Origin of the sequence: Streptomyces olivochromogenes, assembly GCF_021538895.1 — a bacterium.
GTDB lineage: Bacteria > Actinomycetota > Actinomycetes > Streptomycetales > Streptomycetaceae > Streptomyces > Streptomyces olivochromogenes_A.
The window spans coordinates 39018-56345 of sequence record NZ_JADDRL010000028.1 but is presented as its reverse complement, the minus strand read 5'-3'; the positions used below and the strand labels follow the sequence as shown (position 1 = coordinate 56345).

Genomic DNA, 17328 nt, shown 5'->3' with positions numbered 1-17328 from the left:
CCTCCTCGAGTTCGTCATTCGTGCGGTGACCGTTGAGATTCGGGAAGCCGAGGTCCCTCAGGGTGCGGGAGTATTCCGCGAATTCCCTTTTCAATTGTGTCTCCCAGCAATTTGTCGAAGACCAACGAGAGGATGGAGGTGATTTTCTCGGCGAGTGGCTCCGGGACGTTCTTCGCCTTCAACCCAGCCTTCATCAAGGCTTCAAAAGCACGTCCGGCAGCATTCCTGCCCAACTTGCCCCCGCCGGCATCCAGGCCTTCGTAGTAGGCGGTTCCCATGATGCCGATCACGTCCGCGAACAGACCTATGCCTTCCGCCAGCTTTCCGTAAGGCCCGCAGCGCACGAAGCGACAAGCCGCCCCGATGTACCCCATCCCCGTGGACACGTTGTCCGGTACCTCGGTGAACAGCGCCCTCTTGATGTCTTCGATCAGCTTCTCGTGAATGAGCCGCAGGCCTCGCTCGTGCTCCTCCAGCAGCTTCCTCTTCCCCTCTTCCCACTCCTTGTCCGAGATGGGAACGAAAGGCGGTTCCGCCACTTGGGTGCCGACCGGTTTGCTTGCCGACTTCTCCGGTTCCACGCGGGTGCGTGCCACGAGCGGGACCGACTTCTTGGGGGCACTGACGGTGACCATCGGCCGAGCCGGGGCCTTCTTCTCGGGAACGTCAGGGCGAGGCGCGGTCGACTCGGGCGGGGGGACGACCTCGAATTCCGTTCTTGATTTCGGGTACTGGACGTCGACCAACGTCCCCACGTACGCGCGGCTCCCTTGGAAATTCTTGGGCCAGCCCATGCTTTCAATACCCGGCACCTGAATAAGGTGCGAGGGCCCTTTGCCCAGCGTGTCATCCATCCGGTAAGTGAGACAGACCACGCCTTCCGCCTCTATACAACGCTCGCCGTCTCGGTCCACGTTCCGTACCGGGTTCCCTCGCACATACGCGTACGCATTGAGGCCGTCGGTGATACCTGACGGATCGGCACTGGTCCATCTCCCCAGCCAAGCCGCGTAATACCGAGCCCCGTGATACCCCAGTCGGCTCTCCTCGTCCCGTTCCTTGCCCGTGAAGCCGTACCGCTTCGGGGGATCGGTTCGGCTGCCACTCGCTCGGTAGGCGGTCGTGCCGTACGGGTGGTACTCCTCGTAGGAGATGACCCGGCCGGTGTCGCTCAACTCCAGTGTGGCGGAGTCGAGATGGTCGCCGAACTGGTAGCGGACCAGCTTCGCCGGGGAGCCGTCGTTGCCTGTGGTGCGGCTTTCGATCAACGCCAGGCGGTGGGTGTCGGCCATGACGTGAAGGGTCTGGCGTTCCAGCGTCACCGTCGTACCGTTGGGGTCGTAGGCGCGGTAGAACTCGACGCCGCCCAGGTAGACGCGTTCGTGCAGGCGTTTTCCGGACGGTGACTCGGTCACCTTGCGGACGCGGGTGCCCGCGCTGTCGTACACGTAGTACGTGGTGGTGGGGGTCGCGTCCGGCGCGGTCACCGTCGAGGCCGTGGAATGGAGTTGGTCGCGGTGGTCCCAGGTCATCACCGGCAGGTGCGGCATGGTCGTGGTGTTGCCGTGGGCGTCGTACGTGTACGGCTCCTTCGCCGTCGAGCTCTCGAAGCGGGTCCAGGACAGGCGGTTGCTGTGCTCCGCCGCGTCGAGGGCGCTCGGCTCCTCGTGACCGAAGAGCCGGACCCATCCGGGGTGGGCCGGGTCGCTGCCGACATGGGTGAGCCGGTCGAGGTTGCCCGCGAGGTCGTAGACGTAGGACTCGGTGTAGCGGCCCAGCAGGTTGCGGTCGCCGGGGTGGTCCGTCAGCGGGGCGACCGCGCCGGCCGTGAGGAGGCTCAGGTCCTCGCGGCCGGTGGCCTCCGTCAGGCGGTAGAGCGCGTCGTACGTGAACCCTGCCTCCGGCTCCACGCGGACGTTGCGGAAGAACTCCGTCTGCTGCGCGTCGTCCCGGACAGCGGTGATGTTCCCGGCTGGGTCGTAGGTGTACAACAGGTCCTGATAAGCCGTGCCGCCGCGCAGCGTGTGCAGTCGCCGCAGGCGGAAGGTCCGCTCGTCGTACCTGTACTCCGTGGCCGCCCCGTTGCCGTACTCGACCCGGGTGCGCTGCCCCCTGGCGTTGTAGTCGACGTCCGTCACCAGGGTCCCAGGTGCCGCACCGCGCACCGACACGGACACGGTCTCCAGCAGACCCGCCTCGTTGTAGCCGGGCACGGTCGTGCTGCCGTCCGGCGTCGTCACGGCGACGGGGCGGTTCAGCGCGTCATACGCCGTGGTCGCCGGGGCGAACTCCGGTTCCAGGGGCGGATTCGCCGACCAGTCCGGGAGGGTGCGGTAGGCCGTGGCCAGGGCGCGGCGGGACGCCACGAGGTTGCCCTTGAAGTCGTAGTCGGTGAAGGTCGTGACCCCTGCCTGATCATGGATCCGGTACGGCTTGCCCCGCAGGTTCGCCCCCGCGCCCTGCCCTTCTCCGTAGACCGTCCGGTCAGTGAGCACGTCCGCCCCGGACGCGTCCCGCAGCCACACCTCCACCGGCCGCCGTGCCGCGTCGTGGACCGTACGCATCCGGTGGCCCCGGCTGTCCCAGCCGTACAGTTGCCGATCCGTCGCGTCCGGCAGCATCCACCGCGTCCCCGCCTCCATGCTCGCCGTACGGATCCGGCGGCCCAGCAGGTCGTAGTCGTAGAGCATGACCAACCGACCCCGCGCGTCCCGCACTTCGCGCACGTTCCCCTCGATGCCGAGGCGCTGCCGCGCGATGTGCACGGTGTTCTTCGCGGAGAGGGTCACGGTGCGGAAGACCCGGCCGAGCGCGTCGAGGTCCGTGCGGGAGGGGGTGCCGTCGTGGGCCGACGCCTTCACGGCCGCGGCCTGCTCACGGGGACCGAGACTGCCGTCCGCGCGGCTCGTGTACCAGGTCGGCAGTACGTCGTCTCGCGGCAGCCGGGCGATCAGTGCGCCCACGTCGGGGTCGGAGACGGGGTCCGCGCGCAGCACGGTGTCGTTGACGTCCCACGTCGTCTGCTGCCAGGCGTCGAAGACGACCTTGTCGTAGGTGTGGTCCGGGTGCACGGTGGCGACGACGCGCTGCAACGGGTCGTAGAGCAGGATCGCGCTGACACCGACGGTCTTCTCGTACTCGAAGCCGGGCCGCGGGCTGAAGAAGGGTTCGAAGCGGCGTACCGGATTGCCCTTGTTGTTGAAGACGGTCCAGCCGGAGCCCACCCACTGCGGTGCCCCCGCCGCGTCGGGCTCCGCGCATACCTTGGTCTGGATCTCGCGGCCGAAGCCGTCGCCGTAGATCAGCCGGTGCTGGACGGCGGTCTTCTCTCCGGCGCCCAGTGCGGACGCGTGGGTCTCGCGGCTCAGGGTCGCCACTACCGGCGGGGCGGGGCGGGCTGATGCGCGGGTGCGGTGGTAGGCGAACAGGTCGTACACCAGGCGGGTGGTGGCCCCGGCGAGCAGCGTGTGCGGGTCGGCGAGCGGGTCGCGCAGGTAGTCCGCGACCTGGCCGTCGGTCGGGTCCGCGGTGAGCCCGGCCGTCGAGTCACCGAGCGACTCGGTCGCCTCGCTCATGACCGCGGTTGCGGCCACGAGGCCCAGGCTGTCGAAGACGGCCTCGGTGCGGTTGCCGTTGGCGTCGGTGACCAGGCGGGGCTTGAGGACCCGGTAGTCGTTGTCGGCCGTGACGACGTTCCCCACCGGGTCCCGGGTCCGGCGGACCAGCAGTGCCTCGTCGTCGTACGCCACGAGGCTGTCGTGTCCGAACGGGTCGCGGAAGCGGGTCGGCAGGAAGAACCCGCCCTGTGCGGCCGCCAGTTCGACGGCGGGTGTGTCCAGAGGGTCCTCCGAGTAGAAGACCCGGCCCGACGGCAGCCACCAGCCGCCCGCCTCGTCCCGGTAACCACCCTCGGTACCGAGCATCGCGGCGCGGTCCGGGGCCGGCAGCAGGTCCTGGCCGTCGCGCTGGTACGCCCGGGTGAGGAGGCCGGGGGTGAGGGCCAGCTTCAAGGTGGTGTGCGGCAGCGCGCGCGGCCCCGTCCGGCCGAGCGGGAGCGCCCCTTGGCCGTCGTCCAGGTCCTCGCGCCGAAACAGGGTCCGGACGTGCTCGATCCGCCGCCGTCGCACCGCTCCGGCGGGCACACCGGTGCCCAGGTCGTCCTCGTACGGCACTTCGGGCGCGGCCGCGGCGGCGGCACACGCGGCCTCGACGGCGGCGAACGACAGCAGCCGGTGGCGCGGAGCGGGCGAGCTCAGGCCGTACAGCTCGTAGGTGCGGGCGTCGCACGGCATCGGGGCACGGTAGGCGTCCGCCTCCTCGACCGGCCGGGTGTGGTCGGTCTCCGTGCAGGTGACGTGGGTGTGCCGCTGCCGTGCCTGGTCCTCGGCCGGCAGGTCCGGGTCGTCGCCGCGCCGGCCGTAGGCGATCGCGGCGGCGGCAAGCACGTTGCCGTAGGCGTCCGTCTTCAGCGTCAGAGTGTGACTGACCCTGGGGTCCGTGGTGCGCTCGTAGTGGAAGTCGACCGTCTCGCGCGCGTGCACCGAGGTCACGGCGTGCCGGTTGCCCGCGGCCACCGGCTGCCACTGCTCGATGGTGTGGTTGCGCTCGGAGACCGTGTACGGCACACCGGTTCCGGGGTACGGCACACCGCCGGCGGAGTCGAGAGCGTAGATCTCCTGGCGGAGCACCGACCCCTTCAGCGCGCGTCGGGCCTCGCGCTCGTCGGCCGGTGACATGGCCGGCCGCGGCAGCACGGTGTCCGGCAGCAGCAGGTCCCCGGCGGGCAGGCCCGGTTCGCGGTGGTACTCGCTCTCGTACTGGCGGGAGATGCGGCCACCCCAGGTCAAGGCGCCGGTGTGGTACCAGGTGCGGGTCAGGACGGGCGGGACGTGCGAGGCGGCGTCGACGTTGGCGGGCGGCGGGCCGCTGCCGCGCAGGACGTCGTACTCCTCGGTGTCCAGCTGGTCCACGCGGCCGAAGCCGCGGAACTCGCGGTCCTCGTAGTGCCCGTGGTGGTACGAGTAGCGCGTGGTGAAGAGGCTGTCGGCGATCCGGTCGCGGGTGCGGACCGAGGCGACGACGTGGACGGGGAACGGCAGCCGGGTGACCCAGGGGGTGCCCGCGGCCCGGTCCGCGAGGTAATACCTCGTCGACGGGGCGTAGGTGATGAGGGTCTCCGCGCCGAGGTTGTTGCGAATCTCCGTCAGCAGATGGGGTTTCGTCCCGCCCATGAGGTCGAGGTAGCGCACCTCGGCGCGGCCGCCGTCCGGGCCGGTCGGGGTCAGGACGAGGCAGGCGGTGCCGTTGCCGAGCAGGTCGGTGACGGTGACGTCGGCGGAGCCTGTACCACGGGGCAGTGCGGTGAGGCTGCGCGGCGGGTCCCAGCGGTTGCCGCACTGGTTGAGCCAGAGGCGGACCGAGTCGGGGCCCAGGTAGCAGATGTCGGCGCAGCCGTTGCCGTCGGTGTCGAGGAGCCGGATGCGCCGGGGGTCGAACCGCTCGGCCGTGTCGAACCACGGAGCGTCGTCCATGGTGACCTTCGCGCCGAACCGGCCTCCGACACACGGCCAGTAGCAGATCTCGCCGTTTCGGATGCGCACCAGAGCCGCGAGGCCGTCGCCGCACATGTCGGCCGTGAAGACGGTCTGCGTGCCGTCGTCGAACAGCAGCCGCGGGCCCGCCCGTTCGTCGCGCTCCCACGGGATGCGCAGCGGCGGTCCGAAGCCCTCCTCGCCCAGTGACGGGTAGTACGTCAGCGCCTCGTCATCGGTCAGCAGGGCGTCGGGCCGGCCGTCTCCGGTGATGTCGAGCAGCCGCAGGTTCGGGTCGGCCCAGTCGATGTCCGGCAACGAGCGGAAGGGGGTGAAGGGCGACCAGCCGCCCGGCTGGGTGCGGGTGTGGAACCCGGCGACGGGGCGCGTGAAGTCCATGAGTTGGGGGCGCCCGTCGCCCGCGAGGTCGGCAAGTCGCCCGTGGCGGCCGGTCGTCGGACGCGTAGCCACCGGCATCGCCGGTCCCAGGCGGGCGGCGCCGTCGGCGCTCAGCGGACCGAGGTTGGCCTTGTACAGCCAGCCGTCCGGCACCTCGACCAGCGCGCCGGCCAGCCCCTCGCCCTGGAGGTCGGCCCACTGCGTCGCACCGGCCGGCAGCTGGGCAGCGCTGCGGGGATCCAGGGTGCGCAGTTCGTCGCTCACCTCGGCCGTACTGTAGGTGAGGTCGAGCGGCGGCAGGGACTTCTTCTGGTAGCCGCCGGAATGCCTGGTGTAGCCGTGAACGGTGACCGAGGCGAGGAGTGACCCGCGCGGCTCGCCCCGGACCGGGTCCCCACGGTAGGTGAAGTCCATGGAGCGGACCAGGCAGTCGCGACCGACACCGGCGGCCTGGGGGAAGTGGTGGAACATCAGGACCCGTTGGCAGAGGCGGTAGCTGCGTATCTCGAACCCGGCACGGTACGTCGAGAACGGATCCCGGCGGCAGGCCCAGGTCCGTCCGTGCGCCGGCTGCGGTGACGGTGCTTCGCCGAGGTGCTCTCCGTAGTCGAAGACCGCCTCGAACATCCAGTCCGCACGGTCGGTCAGCCGCTCCCCCGGTACGTACGGTGCCCGGTTGCCGTACAGGATTCGCTTGATGTGCCGTTGGGTCGCGCGCGGGCGCGACCCGTACTCGTGGGTCTGGCGCAGGTCCACGTCGGCCGCGTCCTCGGCGGTGTACCGGTACAGGACGGCGTTGCCCTTGTCGTCGTGGCTCTCGCAGGCCAGCCAGGTGAAGACTCGGCGGGCGTCGTCGGGGTCGGCGATCCGGTTCTCGCTGCTCGTGCCGTAGAGCGTGGTGACGTTGTCGCGGCTGACGGTGCGCCAGTGGGCGACCCCGGTCGCGATCTCGGTCCAGCGCTCGATACGGGTGAACGCCGCCTCGACGCGGGGGCGGTAGCGCTCGATGCGCCAGCCGTCGCGGTCGGTCGCCGGGTGCCGCCAGACGCCGCCGGTCGCCCGCAGTTCGGGGACGAGTTCCTGCCCGAGGAAGAGGTGATCGTCGGAGTCCGGGGCGACGTCCCGGTACCGGGGCAGCCCCCGATCGGTCCGTCGGGTGACGGAGGCGAGGGAGAGGTCCCATCCGATGCCCCACCGTCCGTTGCCCGTACCGGAGCTGTAGGTGAGAGCCAGCTGCGGGGTGGCTCCGGGCCGGCCGGGACTGAGGGCGAGCGGGATCGTCAGCGCGCCGGTGCCGGTGGCGGGCATCGTGGTGAAGGTCTCGTCGATGCCGCGGATCGCACCGCCGCCCCGCGGCAGACAGACCGCGGGAAGCGCGAGAGCATCGTCGTGCCGGGCGGCTTCGGGCGCCCCCTCATGCACGGCCTCGGCCATGGCTGGTTCCCTTCTCCCGAAGGGCAGTGGCACACGTTGCGTGCTTCTCTGCCCCGGCGCGGTTCGTCGGCTGCCGTCAAGGCGTCACCTCCTGTACGCCGTTCGCGGCACACCCAACTCCTTTCCGTGCAGCAGCGCTACACGGGAAGTCCCTACACCGGCGGCGCGCACGCGCTGGTACGGGCACTCTGGTCATGGGGCGGTGCTCGTGGGCGCCGGGACGCGAAGTCGGGGGGAGCTATGAGCCATCCGGTGCCACAGAGGGACGCAGATGCGCCCCCGGCCGGAGCCGGGACCTGTCAGAACGTGCCAACCGGACGGCAGCGGGAGTGCCGGCTCCTTGACGGATTGCTCGAATCCGCAATGGATGGCGGTGCGGCCCTGCTGCTGTACGGGGAACCGGGCATCGGGAAGAGCACGATGCTTGACTACGCCACACGACGCGACGGCATCCGCGTGCTCCGATCCCGCGGCGCCGAGTCGGAAACTCTGCTTCCCTACGCGGTGCTCGCCGACCTTCTGCTGCCGCTCCGCCCGCACTTCGCACAGCTGCCGCCACGACAGCTCAGGGCGCTCGAAGGGTGCTTCGCCCTGTCGGACGCCGATGACCCCGATCCGTACGCCGCGTGTGCGGGTGCGCTGTGTGTGCTGTCCACCGCCGGGAAGGTCGAGCCGGTCGTGGTCCTGGTCGACGACCTGCATTGGGTGGATCCTGCCTCGCGCCGCGTCCTGCAGTTCGTGGCGCGCCGAGTGGCTGCCGAACGGGTCGTGCTGGTGATGGCGACGGGAACCGGACCGGGGCGCCAGGACGGCTGGGAGGGCGTACCGCACCTGGCGCTGGAGGCGCTGGATGAGGATGCGAGCAGGGAAGTGCTGAGCAGCCGCGAACTGGATCCATTCGCTTTCCCGGCAGACCGCATCGTCGCTCTGAGCAGGGGGAACCCCCTCGTTCTGGTGGAGTACGCGGCAGTGCTGAGCCGGGTCCTCGAGTCGGGCACCCCGCCGTGGGACGAGGCCTGGCAAATACCAGGGGCACGGGTGGAGCGGGCCTGGCAGCGGCTCATGAACAGCGTTCCCGGTGAGACTCGGGAAGCCCTGCTGTATCTGGCAACCAGCGTTTCAGCCGACGTCGCGGCGCTGGAACGTGTGCTGGACATGGCCGGGCTGTTCCTGGGCGCGCTCGATGCCGCAGAGGAAGTGGGTCTGGTACGGGCTGTGGCAGGGACCTATGAGCTTGGGCACCCGGTGCTGCGACCGCTGCTCCTGGGGCGCTGCCCAACCTCCGAGCGTCTGCGCGCGTACCAGGCCTGGGCCAAGACCTCCTCGGGCGAGTTGCACACCTGGTACCTGGCAGCAGCCACGGCTGGACCGGACGCTTCCCTGGCCGTAGCCCTCGCCGCCACGGCCTGCCGGGAGGAACAGCGCGGCGCCCTCGGGATGGCGGCCCGGGCGTGGCATCGAGCCGCGGAACTGTCGCCGGACGAGCCAGACAAGGCAGTGCGGTTGCTGCGCGCGGCCACGGACGCCTTCCACAGTGGTGACACCAGCGACGCAGCCCATTGGTGCGACCAGGCGCTGCGTTGGAGCGCCGACCCCCGGCTCACCGCCGACATCGAGCTTCTCCGGGGACAGGCATGCGGATGGCTGGGGATGCCGGGCCGTGCGCACCAGCTGCTGACCACTGCGGCACGAGCAGTCGAATCCGTTGATCGGGCGCGGGCCTGCGCACTCTACGGAGCAGCCGCCGTGCCGGCGTTGATGGACGGGCGGATCACGTCGGCGACCGCTGCCGCCGCGCGCTGCGCCGACCTGGCCGAGCCGGCTGCAGAGCTACAGCTCCTCGCCGCCGCGGTCAACGGAATGACCCGGGCGCTGACGGGGCAGGTTCCCGAGGCCCGCGCCCTTCTGTTGCCCGCGCAGCGTACGGTTCAGGTGCGCGAGAGATGGACTTTGGAAGCAGGGTTCTGGGCGACGCAGATCGGGATGGGGCTGTCCTGGGTGGACGAGGACGACGCGGCCCGTGAGGTGCTCGACACCGTGATCGACTGCGCCAGGCGCGACGACGTCCCGTCCCTGCTGGCGCCCGCTCTGGTGAACCGCTGCGCCATGGAGTCGTGGCGAAACTGGACCGCGGCCCGCGCCGACGGCAACGAAGCGCTGCGCTGGTCAAGGAAACTGGGGCATGCGGCCACGACCGGCTATGTGCTGACCCTGCTGGCCCGTCTGGACGGACTGCGCGGAGACCGGACGGCTTCCGAGGAGCGCATCGCGCAGTACGAGCAGCGCTGTGGTCGCGATGTCCGAGGCCTCGACGTCTTCGCAGAGGCGGCCCTCGGATCGGCAGCGCTGGCCGTGGGGGACCTCCGTTCCTGTCAAGCCCGGCTGGAACGGGCGTTCACACTGGCCGAAGAGATGGGCCTGACCAACCCCGGCCTTCTGCCATTCGTCCCGGACCTCGCGGAGGCACAGGTCCGCGCAGGAAACAGGCAGCGAGCAACGGAACTGACCGCCTGGCTCGATGAGAGCGCGGCGGCAACAGAGCTGGCCTGGCCCGCAGCAGCCCATGCGCGGTGCCGCGCCATGCTCGCCGAGTCCGCCGACGGAGCCGAGGAATGGCTGGCTGTCGCGGAGCAGCACCACGCACGCCGTGACATGCCCTTCGAACTGGCGCGGACCCGGCTGGTGGCCGGAGCGGCGCTGCGCCGGCTGCGTCGCCCCGCGGCCGCCCGAGAGCCGCTCATGTCCGCTCGGCGGGCCTTCGGCGTCCTCGGCGCCTCCTCATGGCAGGCGAGAGCCTGTGCAGAGCTGGCCGCCACAGGGCAAGGAGCACCAGGGTCAGCGCACGTGGAACTCCTGACAGCGCAGGAACTCCAGGTGGCGCGCGCGATAGGCAAGGGCCTCAGCAACATGGAGGCGGCAACCGCTCTCTTCTTGTCGCGCAAGACGGTCGAGGCCCACCTGACTCGGATCTACCGAAAACTCGATATCCGCTCCCGCACGGATCTAGCGCGCCACTTGGCTCTTGCCGGGGTGGAATGCTGACCCTCCGAGGAAGCTTGCTCAGTCCTCGTCCGACGCCAGCCGCAGCGAGATACTGTTCATGCAGTACCGCTGGTCCGTCGGCGTGCCGTACCCCTCCCCCTCGAAGACATGCCCGAGGTGCGAGCTGCAACGGGCACAGCGCACCCTCGTGACCAGCTCAGGAGACCTCAGCGACCTACCTGCCCGTAGTTCGCATCGAGGGGACAAGCCGGCGGGAGTGGCTTGACTCGGTCATTGAAACTCCCGGCCAAAGTCGCTACGCCGACCGCGTGGGTAGCCCGACCCCTCGGATGAGCAGGGATATATATGACCACTCGTTCGCTCGTAGCAAATCGACCGAACGGCGTATTGCTGTTTGAGGCAAGCCAAAGATCCACATACGTTGAAATAGCGGACGTTAAACAGAGCGCCTGCCCAGCGAACCAAGGAAGGTGTCTTGGATGACAGCTGAAAAGGAAAATGAAAAGCTGCTGGTGAGAATCACTGTCCCCCAAGGCCTCCCAGACCGTGCACGTAACGCGGTGAAGCACCTGATGGAGGAACTCCAGGCAGCTGACGTTGCCGTGGAGCCAGCGACATGCCAGGGCTATCAGGGCTACCAGTCATGCGAGCTCGACAACTTCATGGACGAGATGCCTACCTGACAAACGTGTCGGCGGAAACATCTGCACGGTTGGCCGACCCGTGCTCAGATTGGCGACGGGTCGACCCACCCAGAATCAGAATTCCCTACTCTGCGGCTGATTCGCGCGCCCGCCCTGAGTCAAAATGGAAGCGTTGCTAGCCTACTGTGGAGAAAATCGATGAAACTGTCGAAGTACAACGTCCCAATTGTACGCGATGAAACCGTCTTTGTTTATTATGGCGCGAAGTTCCCCAAGTCCGTGGCGAAGGTCGTCGACGACGAGGACGTGCTGCTGGCGTTCTACGACTACCCGGCCGAGCACTGAATCCACCTAATCCGTAGTTATGAGCGATCCGCAGACGCAGGGGCTTCTCGGAGCGTTCGAGTACCAGACCGTGACATCCAGGTGCAGCCGGGCCGTGTGGAGGCCTCAACGTAGATCGGTGCACGGTCTGGTGCGAGTGGTGGCGGTCATGCGGCGCCGGGCGGATGCCTTCTAACGCCCAGACCTCGACGTCTCCAGGCAGAGCGGTGGCGTTCGGCGTCTCTGTGACCGCCACCACGAGCGGTGTTGGCGCCCGTCGGCGCTGGACGGATGCCCAAAACTCACCCGGCATCGATGCCTATTAAGAGAGCGGCGGCGTCCAGGGCCGTCGCGCGTCAACACCTCTCGACCTGATCATTCGTTTGCGTTGGTGGTGCGAGCCCATCTCACGGTGACCTCTCGATACGCCCGAGCCGTACGAGCTCCCGCATAAACCGAGGCCCGTGGGGTGCGCTGGTGTCACGAACGGCTAGTGAGGTGGCGGCCCGACCGCGCTGCGGTCGAGGCCTGGGATTAGGTCGCTGCGTGGCCCGCATGCGCTCGTGACCAGTGCAAACGCCGAAATCTGGGGAGGGGAATCTTGATCTACTGCGGAATCGACTGGGCGGAACGAACCCACGACGTCGCCCTGGTCGACGACACTGGCCAGCTGCTGGCCAAACGGCACATCACCGACGACGCGGCCGGCTACAAGATCCTGCTGGAACTGCTCGCCGAGTACGGCGACAGCGAGGAGAACCCGATCCCGGTAGCGATCGAGACCTCCCGCGGCCTGCTGGTGGCCGTCCTGCGGAGCGGCAGGCGCAAGGTGTTCGCGATCAACCCGATGGCCGCCGCCCGCTACCGAGACCGGCACAGCGTCTCGCGCAAGAAATCCGACCCCGGCGACGCCCTGGTCCTCGCCAATATCCTCCGCACCGACATGCATGCCCACCGGCCTCTGCCCGAAGACTCCGACCTCGGCCGTGCGATCGCCGTCCTCGCCGGGGCCCAGCAGGACTCTCTCTGGAACAGGCAGCAGCTCGCCAACCAGCTCCGGTCCCTGCTGCGCGAGTACTACCCCGCTGCCCTGGCCGCCTTCGCCGCCTGGACCAACGGCCTGTGCCGGCCCGAGGCCCGAGAACTCCTCAAGACCGCGCCGACCCCGTCCCGGGCCGCATGGCTGACCCGCACCCAGATCCAGGCCGCGCTGAAGCGAGCCGGCCGCCAGCGCGGCATCGAAGCAGAGGCCGATCGCCTTCGCGAAGTCTTCCGGGACGAGTGGGCCCACCAACCTCCGCTGATCGAGGACGCACTCGGCAAGCAGATGCTCGCCCTCCTCATCCAACTGGACGCCGCCTGCACCGCCGCCGACCAACTCGCCGAAGCGGTCGAAGAGGCCTTCCCCCAGCACCCGGACGCCGAGATCCTGCTGAGCTTCCCCGGCCTCGGCATCCAGCTCGCCGCCCGCGTCCTGGCCGAGATCGGCGACGACCGCACCCGCTTCGCCGACGACCGCGGCCTGAAGGCCTACGCCGGCTCCTCACCCATCACCCGCGCCTCGGGCAAGAAGTCCGCCATCACCAGACGCTGGGTGAAGAATGACCGGCTCAACCACGCCGGCTACCTCTGGGCCTTCGCCTCCCTACGGGCATCCACCGGGGCCAACGCCCACTACCGGCGCCGGCGCGAACAAGGCGACTGGCACGCAGCCGCCCAGCGCAACCTCTTCAACCGCATGATCGGCCAGCTTTACCACTGCCTGAAGCAGGGCACGACCTGCGACGAGTCGCTCGCCTTCGGGGCCTCTCCCACCGAGGCCGTTGTCACCGCGGCTTGAATCGGTCAGCGGGGAGTGAGACAGGCTTCGAGAGCGGCTCGCTGTCGTGGCGGCAGATGGTCGCCCAGAGGGGTCTTGCGCGGGCTGTGATCGCCCTCGCAGAGCCAGCTTTGCTCGTCATCGTCGAACCACCACTCCTCGGCGCCCCACATGGGATGCCCCTGAAGCAGCTGTCTGGCCAACGCCTCGCTCGCCTCGGGCGCACCCTGTTCGACCAGAGCCTCGACCACTGCCGAAACGGCCTCCTCCGGAACCGCCGCGTCGCCGAGGACCGGCAGAAGAAGGAGGAGACGGGCGTGAGGGTCGGTGACGCCTGCCGCACCCGGTGGTGCCTCCAGCAGAGCGGCGAGCTCGGGCCAGCACAGCCCGGGGCCGATGCGGTCCTGATCGTCGCTGGCCAGGACGAGATTTTGGCTCCAGTCGGGATGCGTGAGGAAGTAGTCCGTAGTCGTGAACTCCTCGCCGCTGTTGAAGTGCACGACGATCGTGAAGCCGCCGGCCAGCGGCACTGTGAACATGGGCCATGCCGACGGTTCATGGAGCGTGTCCAGCATGGCCTCCGCGTCGCCCGCGTCCGATCCGAAGACCTCCGGCGCGAACCCCTCGGCCATGTCCGCCAAGTAGGCAGGCCAGAAGCCCGGCTCATCCAGGAGCGGGTGCCCGTCCACGACGGGCGAAGAGGAGTACCAGTGCCGTGCCATCGCCATGCCGGGATTCTCTCAAGCCCGGTCAGAACTGTTCGAAGACCCCGGCCCTCACGGCCGACCCGCTTGACGGCCTAGCAACGTGAGGTGTCTGCGTACCACGAACCCGATCGAGTCGACCTTCTCCACTGTGCGGCTGCGCACCAAGGTCACCCGTGGCGCCGGGTCGCGGTCGGCCGCTCTGGCGATGACGTTCAAGCTGATCGAGTCCGCCCAGGAACGCTGGCGCGCGGACAATGCGCCGCACCTGGTCGCCCTCGTGCGAGTCGGAGCCCGCTTCAAGCGTGGCGTCCTCGTCGAACGGGAGGACGCCAGCGCGGCCTGAGCCGCGTCCTGATCGCGGGATTCGACAGCCGCGCGTTCGTGCCTGGCTTCACACCGAGGGTGTACCTCGTCCGAGCAGCCTGCTGAGCTCGTGGGCCAGGGCGACCGAGGCGTCGATCTCGACCTTGCGGATGGACACGCTCTCCACGAGGAAGCCGAGCGGCATGCCGAGCTTGCGGCAGAAGGCGATCAGGTCCCGGGCGTTCGCCAGGCAGTGCTGGTATGACTCGGCCAGGGTGTCGTCCGCATGGCGCAGGGAGTTCTCCAGCCAGCGCGGGACCTCGACGCCGAGCCATTGGAGGAACGCCAGCGTCTTCACCGAACCGCACACCGAGAGCGTGAACAGGACGGGCCTCGGTTCGAGGTCCCGCTCGCGGCAGGCGTAGTAGTAGTCGGAGACCATGCTTTTCGCCGCGTCGGCGCTGTAGATGACCTGCGAGATGAAGTACGCGCATCCGGCCACCTGCTTGGCGACGAGCCGCAGATGCTCCTCGGGGCGTTCGGTGATGGCCACGCCGCCGAGCAGCAGGTCTGGGCGGACATCGCGGCGCAGGTCCTGCGCCTCGGACAGGCCGGTCCGCACCGCCTTCCCCTTCGAGGACGCGCCGACGAAGACGCCGAGCAGCCGGTCGGCGTCGGCCGTCCGCAGCCAGGTCCGCAGCTCCGTCTGGGAGTACTTGCCGACGCACCGGTAGACGACCACCGGGCGGTTCCACTTGCCGAGATAGTCCGCGTGGTACACGACAGGGTCGATGGTCGGCAGGTACGGAAACGGTCGCTGCGCCGGATTACGGTCGCTCTCATCGTCGATGTCGTACAGAGCCAGACCGTCGACATCGAGGGACTCCAACCGTGCCAGGGTGGCTGCGGTGATCTCCCGGATCCGCTCGGGAGTGTTGCTCAGGCGGGGCGGCGTGATGCCGAACAACAGGACACCGCTGTCGGCATCGGCCACCCGGCTTCGGAGATCTGTGCCGTCGCTCTGGTTCGCCATGACGCGGAAGTTAGCAGCTCATCCGCCATGCGGCAGGCGAACACCACCCTGTGAGACGGGACTCGGTTCTGAACCAACTGACGTCCGGCCGCGCGGACCAGATCCACAGGATTTGACAATTGCTCGCGCCCCACGGCCGGGACCCCCGTCCTGACCAGCGCAATAAGGTGGAACTGTCGTTGGTTGCAACGAGGGAGGGAAGCCATGCCGAGTACTCGGGACCACTGGAGTGAGGACGCCGCCTGCCGAAGTTTCAACCCGGATGAGCTCTTCGTGGACGGTCCGCACCAGAATCGGGCCAAGGCGGTCTGCACAGGGTGCCAGGTGCGCATCGAGTGCTTGGCCGAAGCCCTCGACAACGGACTCGTGTTCGGCGTCTGGGGCGGCATGACCGAACGCGAGCGCAGAGCACTGCTGCGCCGCAAGCCGAACGTCACCTCGCGGCGGAAGGTCCTGGACGACGCCCTCCGCGAGAGCGAGCGGCCACGGGCCGGCTGAGGGATTCCGTCGCGAACCCACAACCAGAGGCACGCCCGCAGCGCGGAACGCCGCGGGCGTTGGCATAGCCCCAGCTCCCGCCGCGAGGGACAGCCAGGACCACAGACACCCGACGCCTCCCCGATGCGCTGTCCTGGCGTACATGAGGCCAGAAAACTCGGGCGGCCTGACGGCCGGCAGTCTTCACGCACGTGAGCACAGCGGGGAGTCAGCCATGGACTTCCTAGCGCGGATCTGGCCTGCCCTGGCCGGGCGGGACACAGCGGCCACCGCCTACCAGGATCCGGCCTGGCTGCTGGCGTGGGCCCGGCACCTGCCCGCCTCCTGCGAGCCGCTCGTCCTGGCGGTCCTGGAGAAAGACCAGCCCGTCGCCGCCCTCGCCCTGGCCCGGGAGCTCGCCCGCGACGGCCGCACCCGGATCACCCCGCTGTCCTACCCCGCCTCCGAGCAAATCCGGCCGGTGGGCGAGAGCGAGGAGGCGGTGAGCGTACTCATCCACCGGCTGCCCGGCCTCGGAGACGACGTGGTGATCGCCGATCTGCCGGACCACTCCATCCTGGCCCGGCAGGCGCACGGCTGGTGGGGCGATCCCAATTCCCAAACTCTCTACGCCACCGTCCCCCTGCCCGTGGACCTCGCGGCGCTGTCGCGGTCAACGCGACGGGAGCACAGTCGCCGCCGCCGGACCGCGCAGGCCCTGGGCGACCGAGTCGGATATCGCCGCACCAGCACCCGCACCGAACTCCTGGCCGCCTTCGACGCACTGGATGACCTGCACCAGCGACGCAACGCCCTGCGGATCCCCACCCCTCACGCACCGGACCTCAACCTGCCCTGGCGGGACGTCCTCGAGGAGTGCGCCGACATCGCCTTCATCGCCACGCTCACCCTGGACGCCCAGCCCCTGGCCGCCCAGCTGTGCCTGGCCACCGCCACCCGTGCCTACTCCCTGATCACTGCCATGGACCCCGCCCACCGCGACCTGTCACCGGGGCATGCGCTGCTGCACTGCCTGTGCGACGACCTGACGGAGGCGGGGTACACGGCACTGGATCTCGGCCGCACGACAGCGTCGGACGGCCAGCGCTCCTACAATGCCTCCCACGGCGCCACCTATGGACGACCACCCGCACCTACACCGCCCCGGTCTTGTTGAACAGCACAAAAGAGTTCAGCAGCGCAGTGAACTGTTCAGCGCCATAAGGTGCATCTCTGGATGTTTCGCCCCGCTTGGGTCGTCGCAGCCGTTTCCCGATGATGCTGGGACCACGGCCAGGCGAACTGTAGTGCGGCAACCGGAAGTTCAGCCATGCGACCAAAGGTTCAGTTGCGCAGGCATCTGTTCAGTAGCGCCGCATAGCGGAAATCGTCCGATCGGGTGTGCTGTGTCGAGTGCGGACAGGCGGCTGGTCCCGGTCTGTTGCTGGCCGTGGCCTTCGGCCACTTCGCCTTGGCCGCAAGCCGCTGGGCCAGCAGGGCACGCCGCTGGAGTGCGAAGGGCTTACCCAGGTGATAGCCGAGGTCGTCCATCCTTTGTCGGTCGCAGGCAGACCATGCCCCTCGAAGAGCCCGAACACCTTCCAAGCCGTGGCGCCCACAGTGACTACGGAGGCGGCAGTGCGGCGTGCTGTCC

At 68.9% G+C, this 17328-nt stretch carries 9 protein-coding genes and 2 pseudogenes; 7 read left to right on the top strand and 4 right to left on the bottom strand.

Going from position 1 to position 17328, the window contains the following annotated elements:
- Nucleotides 1–14: 14 nt before the first annotated feature.
- Nucleotides 15–7364 carry a SpvB/TcaC N-terminal domain-containing protein gene (locus IPZ69_RS16685; RefSeq protein ID WP_235454912.1) on the bottom strand — a complete coding sequence of 2450 codons (7350 nt, stop codon included), beginning with the start codon at nt 7362–7364 and terminating at the stop codon, nt 15–17.
- 240 nt (nt 7365–7604) lie between these two features.
- Here IPZ69_RS16685 and IPZ69_RS16680 point away from each other — a divergent pair, with 240 nt between their 5' ends.
- Nucleotides 7605–10406 carry an AAA family ATPase gene (locus IPZ69_RS16680; RefSeq protein ID WP_268834660.1) on the top strand — a complete coding sequence of 934 codons (2802 nt, stop codon included), beginning with the start codon at nt 7605–7607 and terminating at the stop codon, nt 10404–10406.
- Nucleotides 10407–10424: 18 nt separating this feature from the next.
- On the opposite strand, the pseudogene IPZ69_RS16675 reads toward IPZ69_RS16680, so the two are convergent.
- Nucleotides 10425–10556 (bottom strand): annotated as a pseudogene (locus tag IPZ69_RS16675) (peptide-methionine (R)-S-oxide reductase); the annotation flags it as partial.
- A 290-nt stretch (nt 10557–10846) separates the two neighbouring features.
- Here IPZ69_RS16675 and IPZ69_RS16670 point away from each other — a divergent pair.
- The 3 genes from IPZ69_RS16670 to IPZ69_RS16660 all read left to right on the top strand — a co-directional run bounded on the left by IPZ69_RS16670 (nt 10847) and on the right by IPZ69_RS16660 (nt 13175).
- Nucleotides 10847–11050, top strand: coding sequence for a hypothetical protein (locus IPZ69_RS16670; RefSeq protein ID WP_235454910.1), 204 nt, complete (start codon nt 10847–10849; stop codon nt 11048–11050).
- Between the two features lie 159 nt (nt 11051–11209).
- Nucleotides 11210–11356 carry a hypothetical protein gene (locus IPZ69_RS16665; RefSeq protein WP_235454939.1) on the top strand — a complete coding sequence of 49 codons (147 nt, stop codon included), beginning with the start codon at nt 11210–11212 and terminating at the stop codon, nt 11354–11356.
- A 580-nt stretch (nt 11357–11936) separates the two neighbouring features.
- Nucleotides 11937–13175, top strand: coding sequence for an IS110 family transposase (locus IPZ69_RS16660; RefSeq protein ID WP_445330173.1), 1239 nt, complete (start codon nt 11937–11939; stop codon nt 13173–13175).
- Nucleotides 13176–13180: 5 nt separating this feature from the next.
- On the opposite strand, the gene IPZ69_RS16655 is transcribed toward IPZ69_RS16660, so the two are convergent.
- A complete protein-coding gene (locus IPZ69_RS16655; protein WP_235454909.1) occupies nt 13181–13882 on the bottom strand; it encodes a hypothetical protein in 702 nt (233 codons plus the stop codon).
- Between the two features lie 88 nt (nt 13883–13970).
- On the opposite strand from IPZ69_RS16655, the pseudogene IPZ69_RS16650 reads away from it, so the two are divergent.
- A pseudogene (locus tag IPZ69_RS16650) lies at nt 13971–14204 on the top strand (IS256 family transposase); the annotation flags it as partial.
- Between the two features lie 48 nt (nt 14205–14252).
- On the opposite strand, the gene IPZ69_RS16645 reads toward IPZ69_RS16650, so the two are convergent.
- A complete protein-coding gene (locus IPZ69_RS16645; protein WP_235454908.1) occupies nt 14253–15197 on the bottom strand; it encodes a methylenetetrahydrofolate reductase in 945 nt (314 codons plus the stop codon).
- Between the two features lie 204 nt (nt 15198–15401).
- Here IPZ69_RS16645 and IPZ69_RS16640 point away from each other — a divergent pair, with 204 nt between their 5' ends.
- Together IPZ69_RS16640 and IPZ69_RS16635 are read left to right on the top strand one after the other, a co-directional pair.
- Nucleotides 15402–15695, top strand: a complete 294-nt coding sequence (locus tag IPZ69_RS16640) for a WhiB family transcriptional regulator (RefSeq protein ID WP_235454907.1) — start codon at nt 15402–15404, stop codon at nt 15693–15695.
- Between the two features lie 214 nt (nt 15696–15909).
- Nucleotides 15910–16851: a GNAT family N-acetyltransferase gene (locus IPZ69_RS16635; protein WP_235454906.1), complete on the top strand. Its 942-nt coding sequence runs from the start codon at nt 15910–15912 to the stop codon at nt 16849–16851.
- Nucleotides 16852–17328 lie beyond the last annotated feature (477 nt).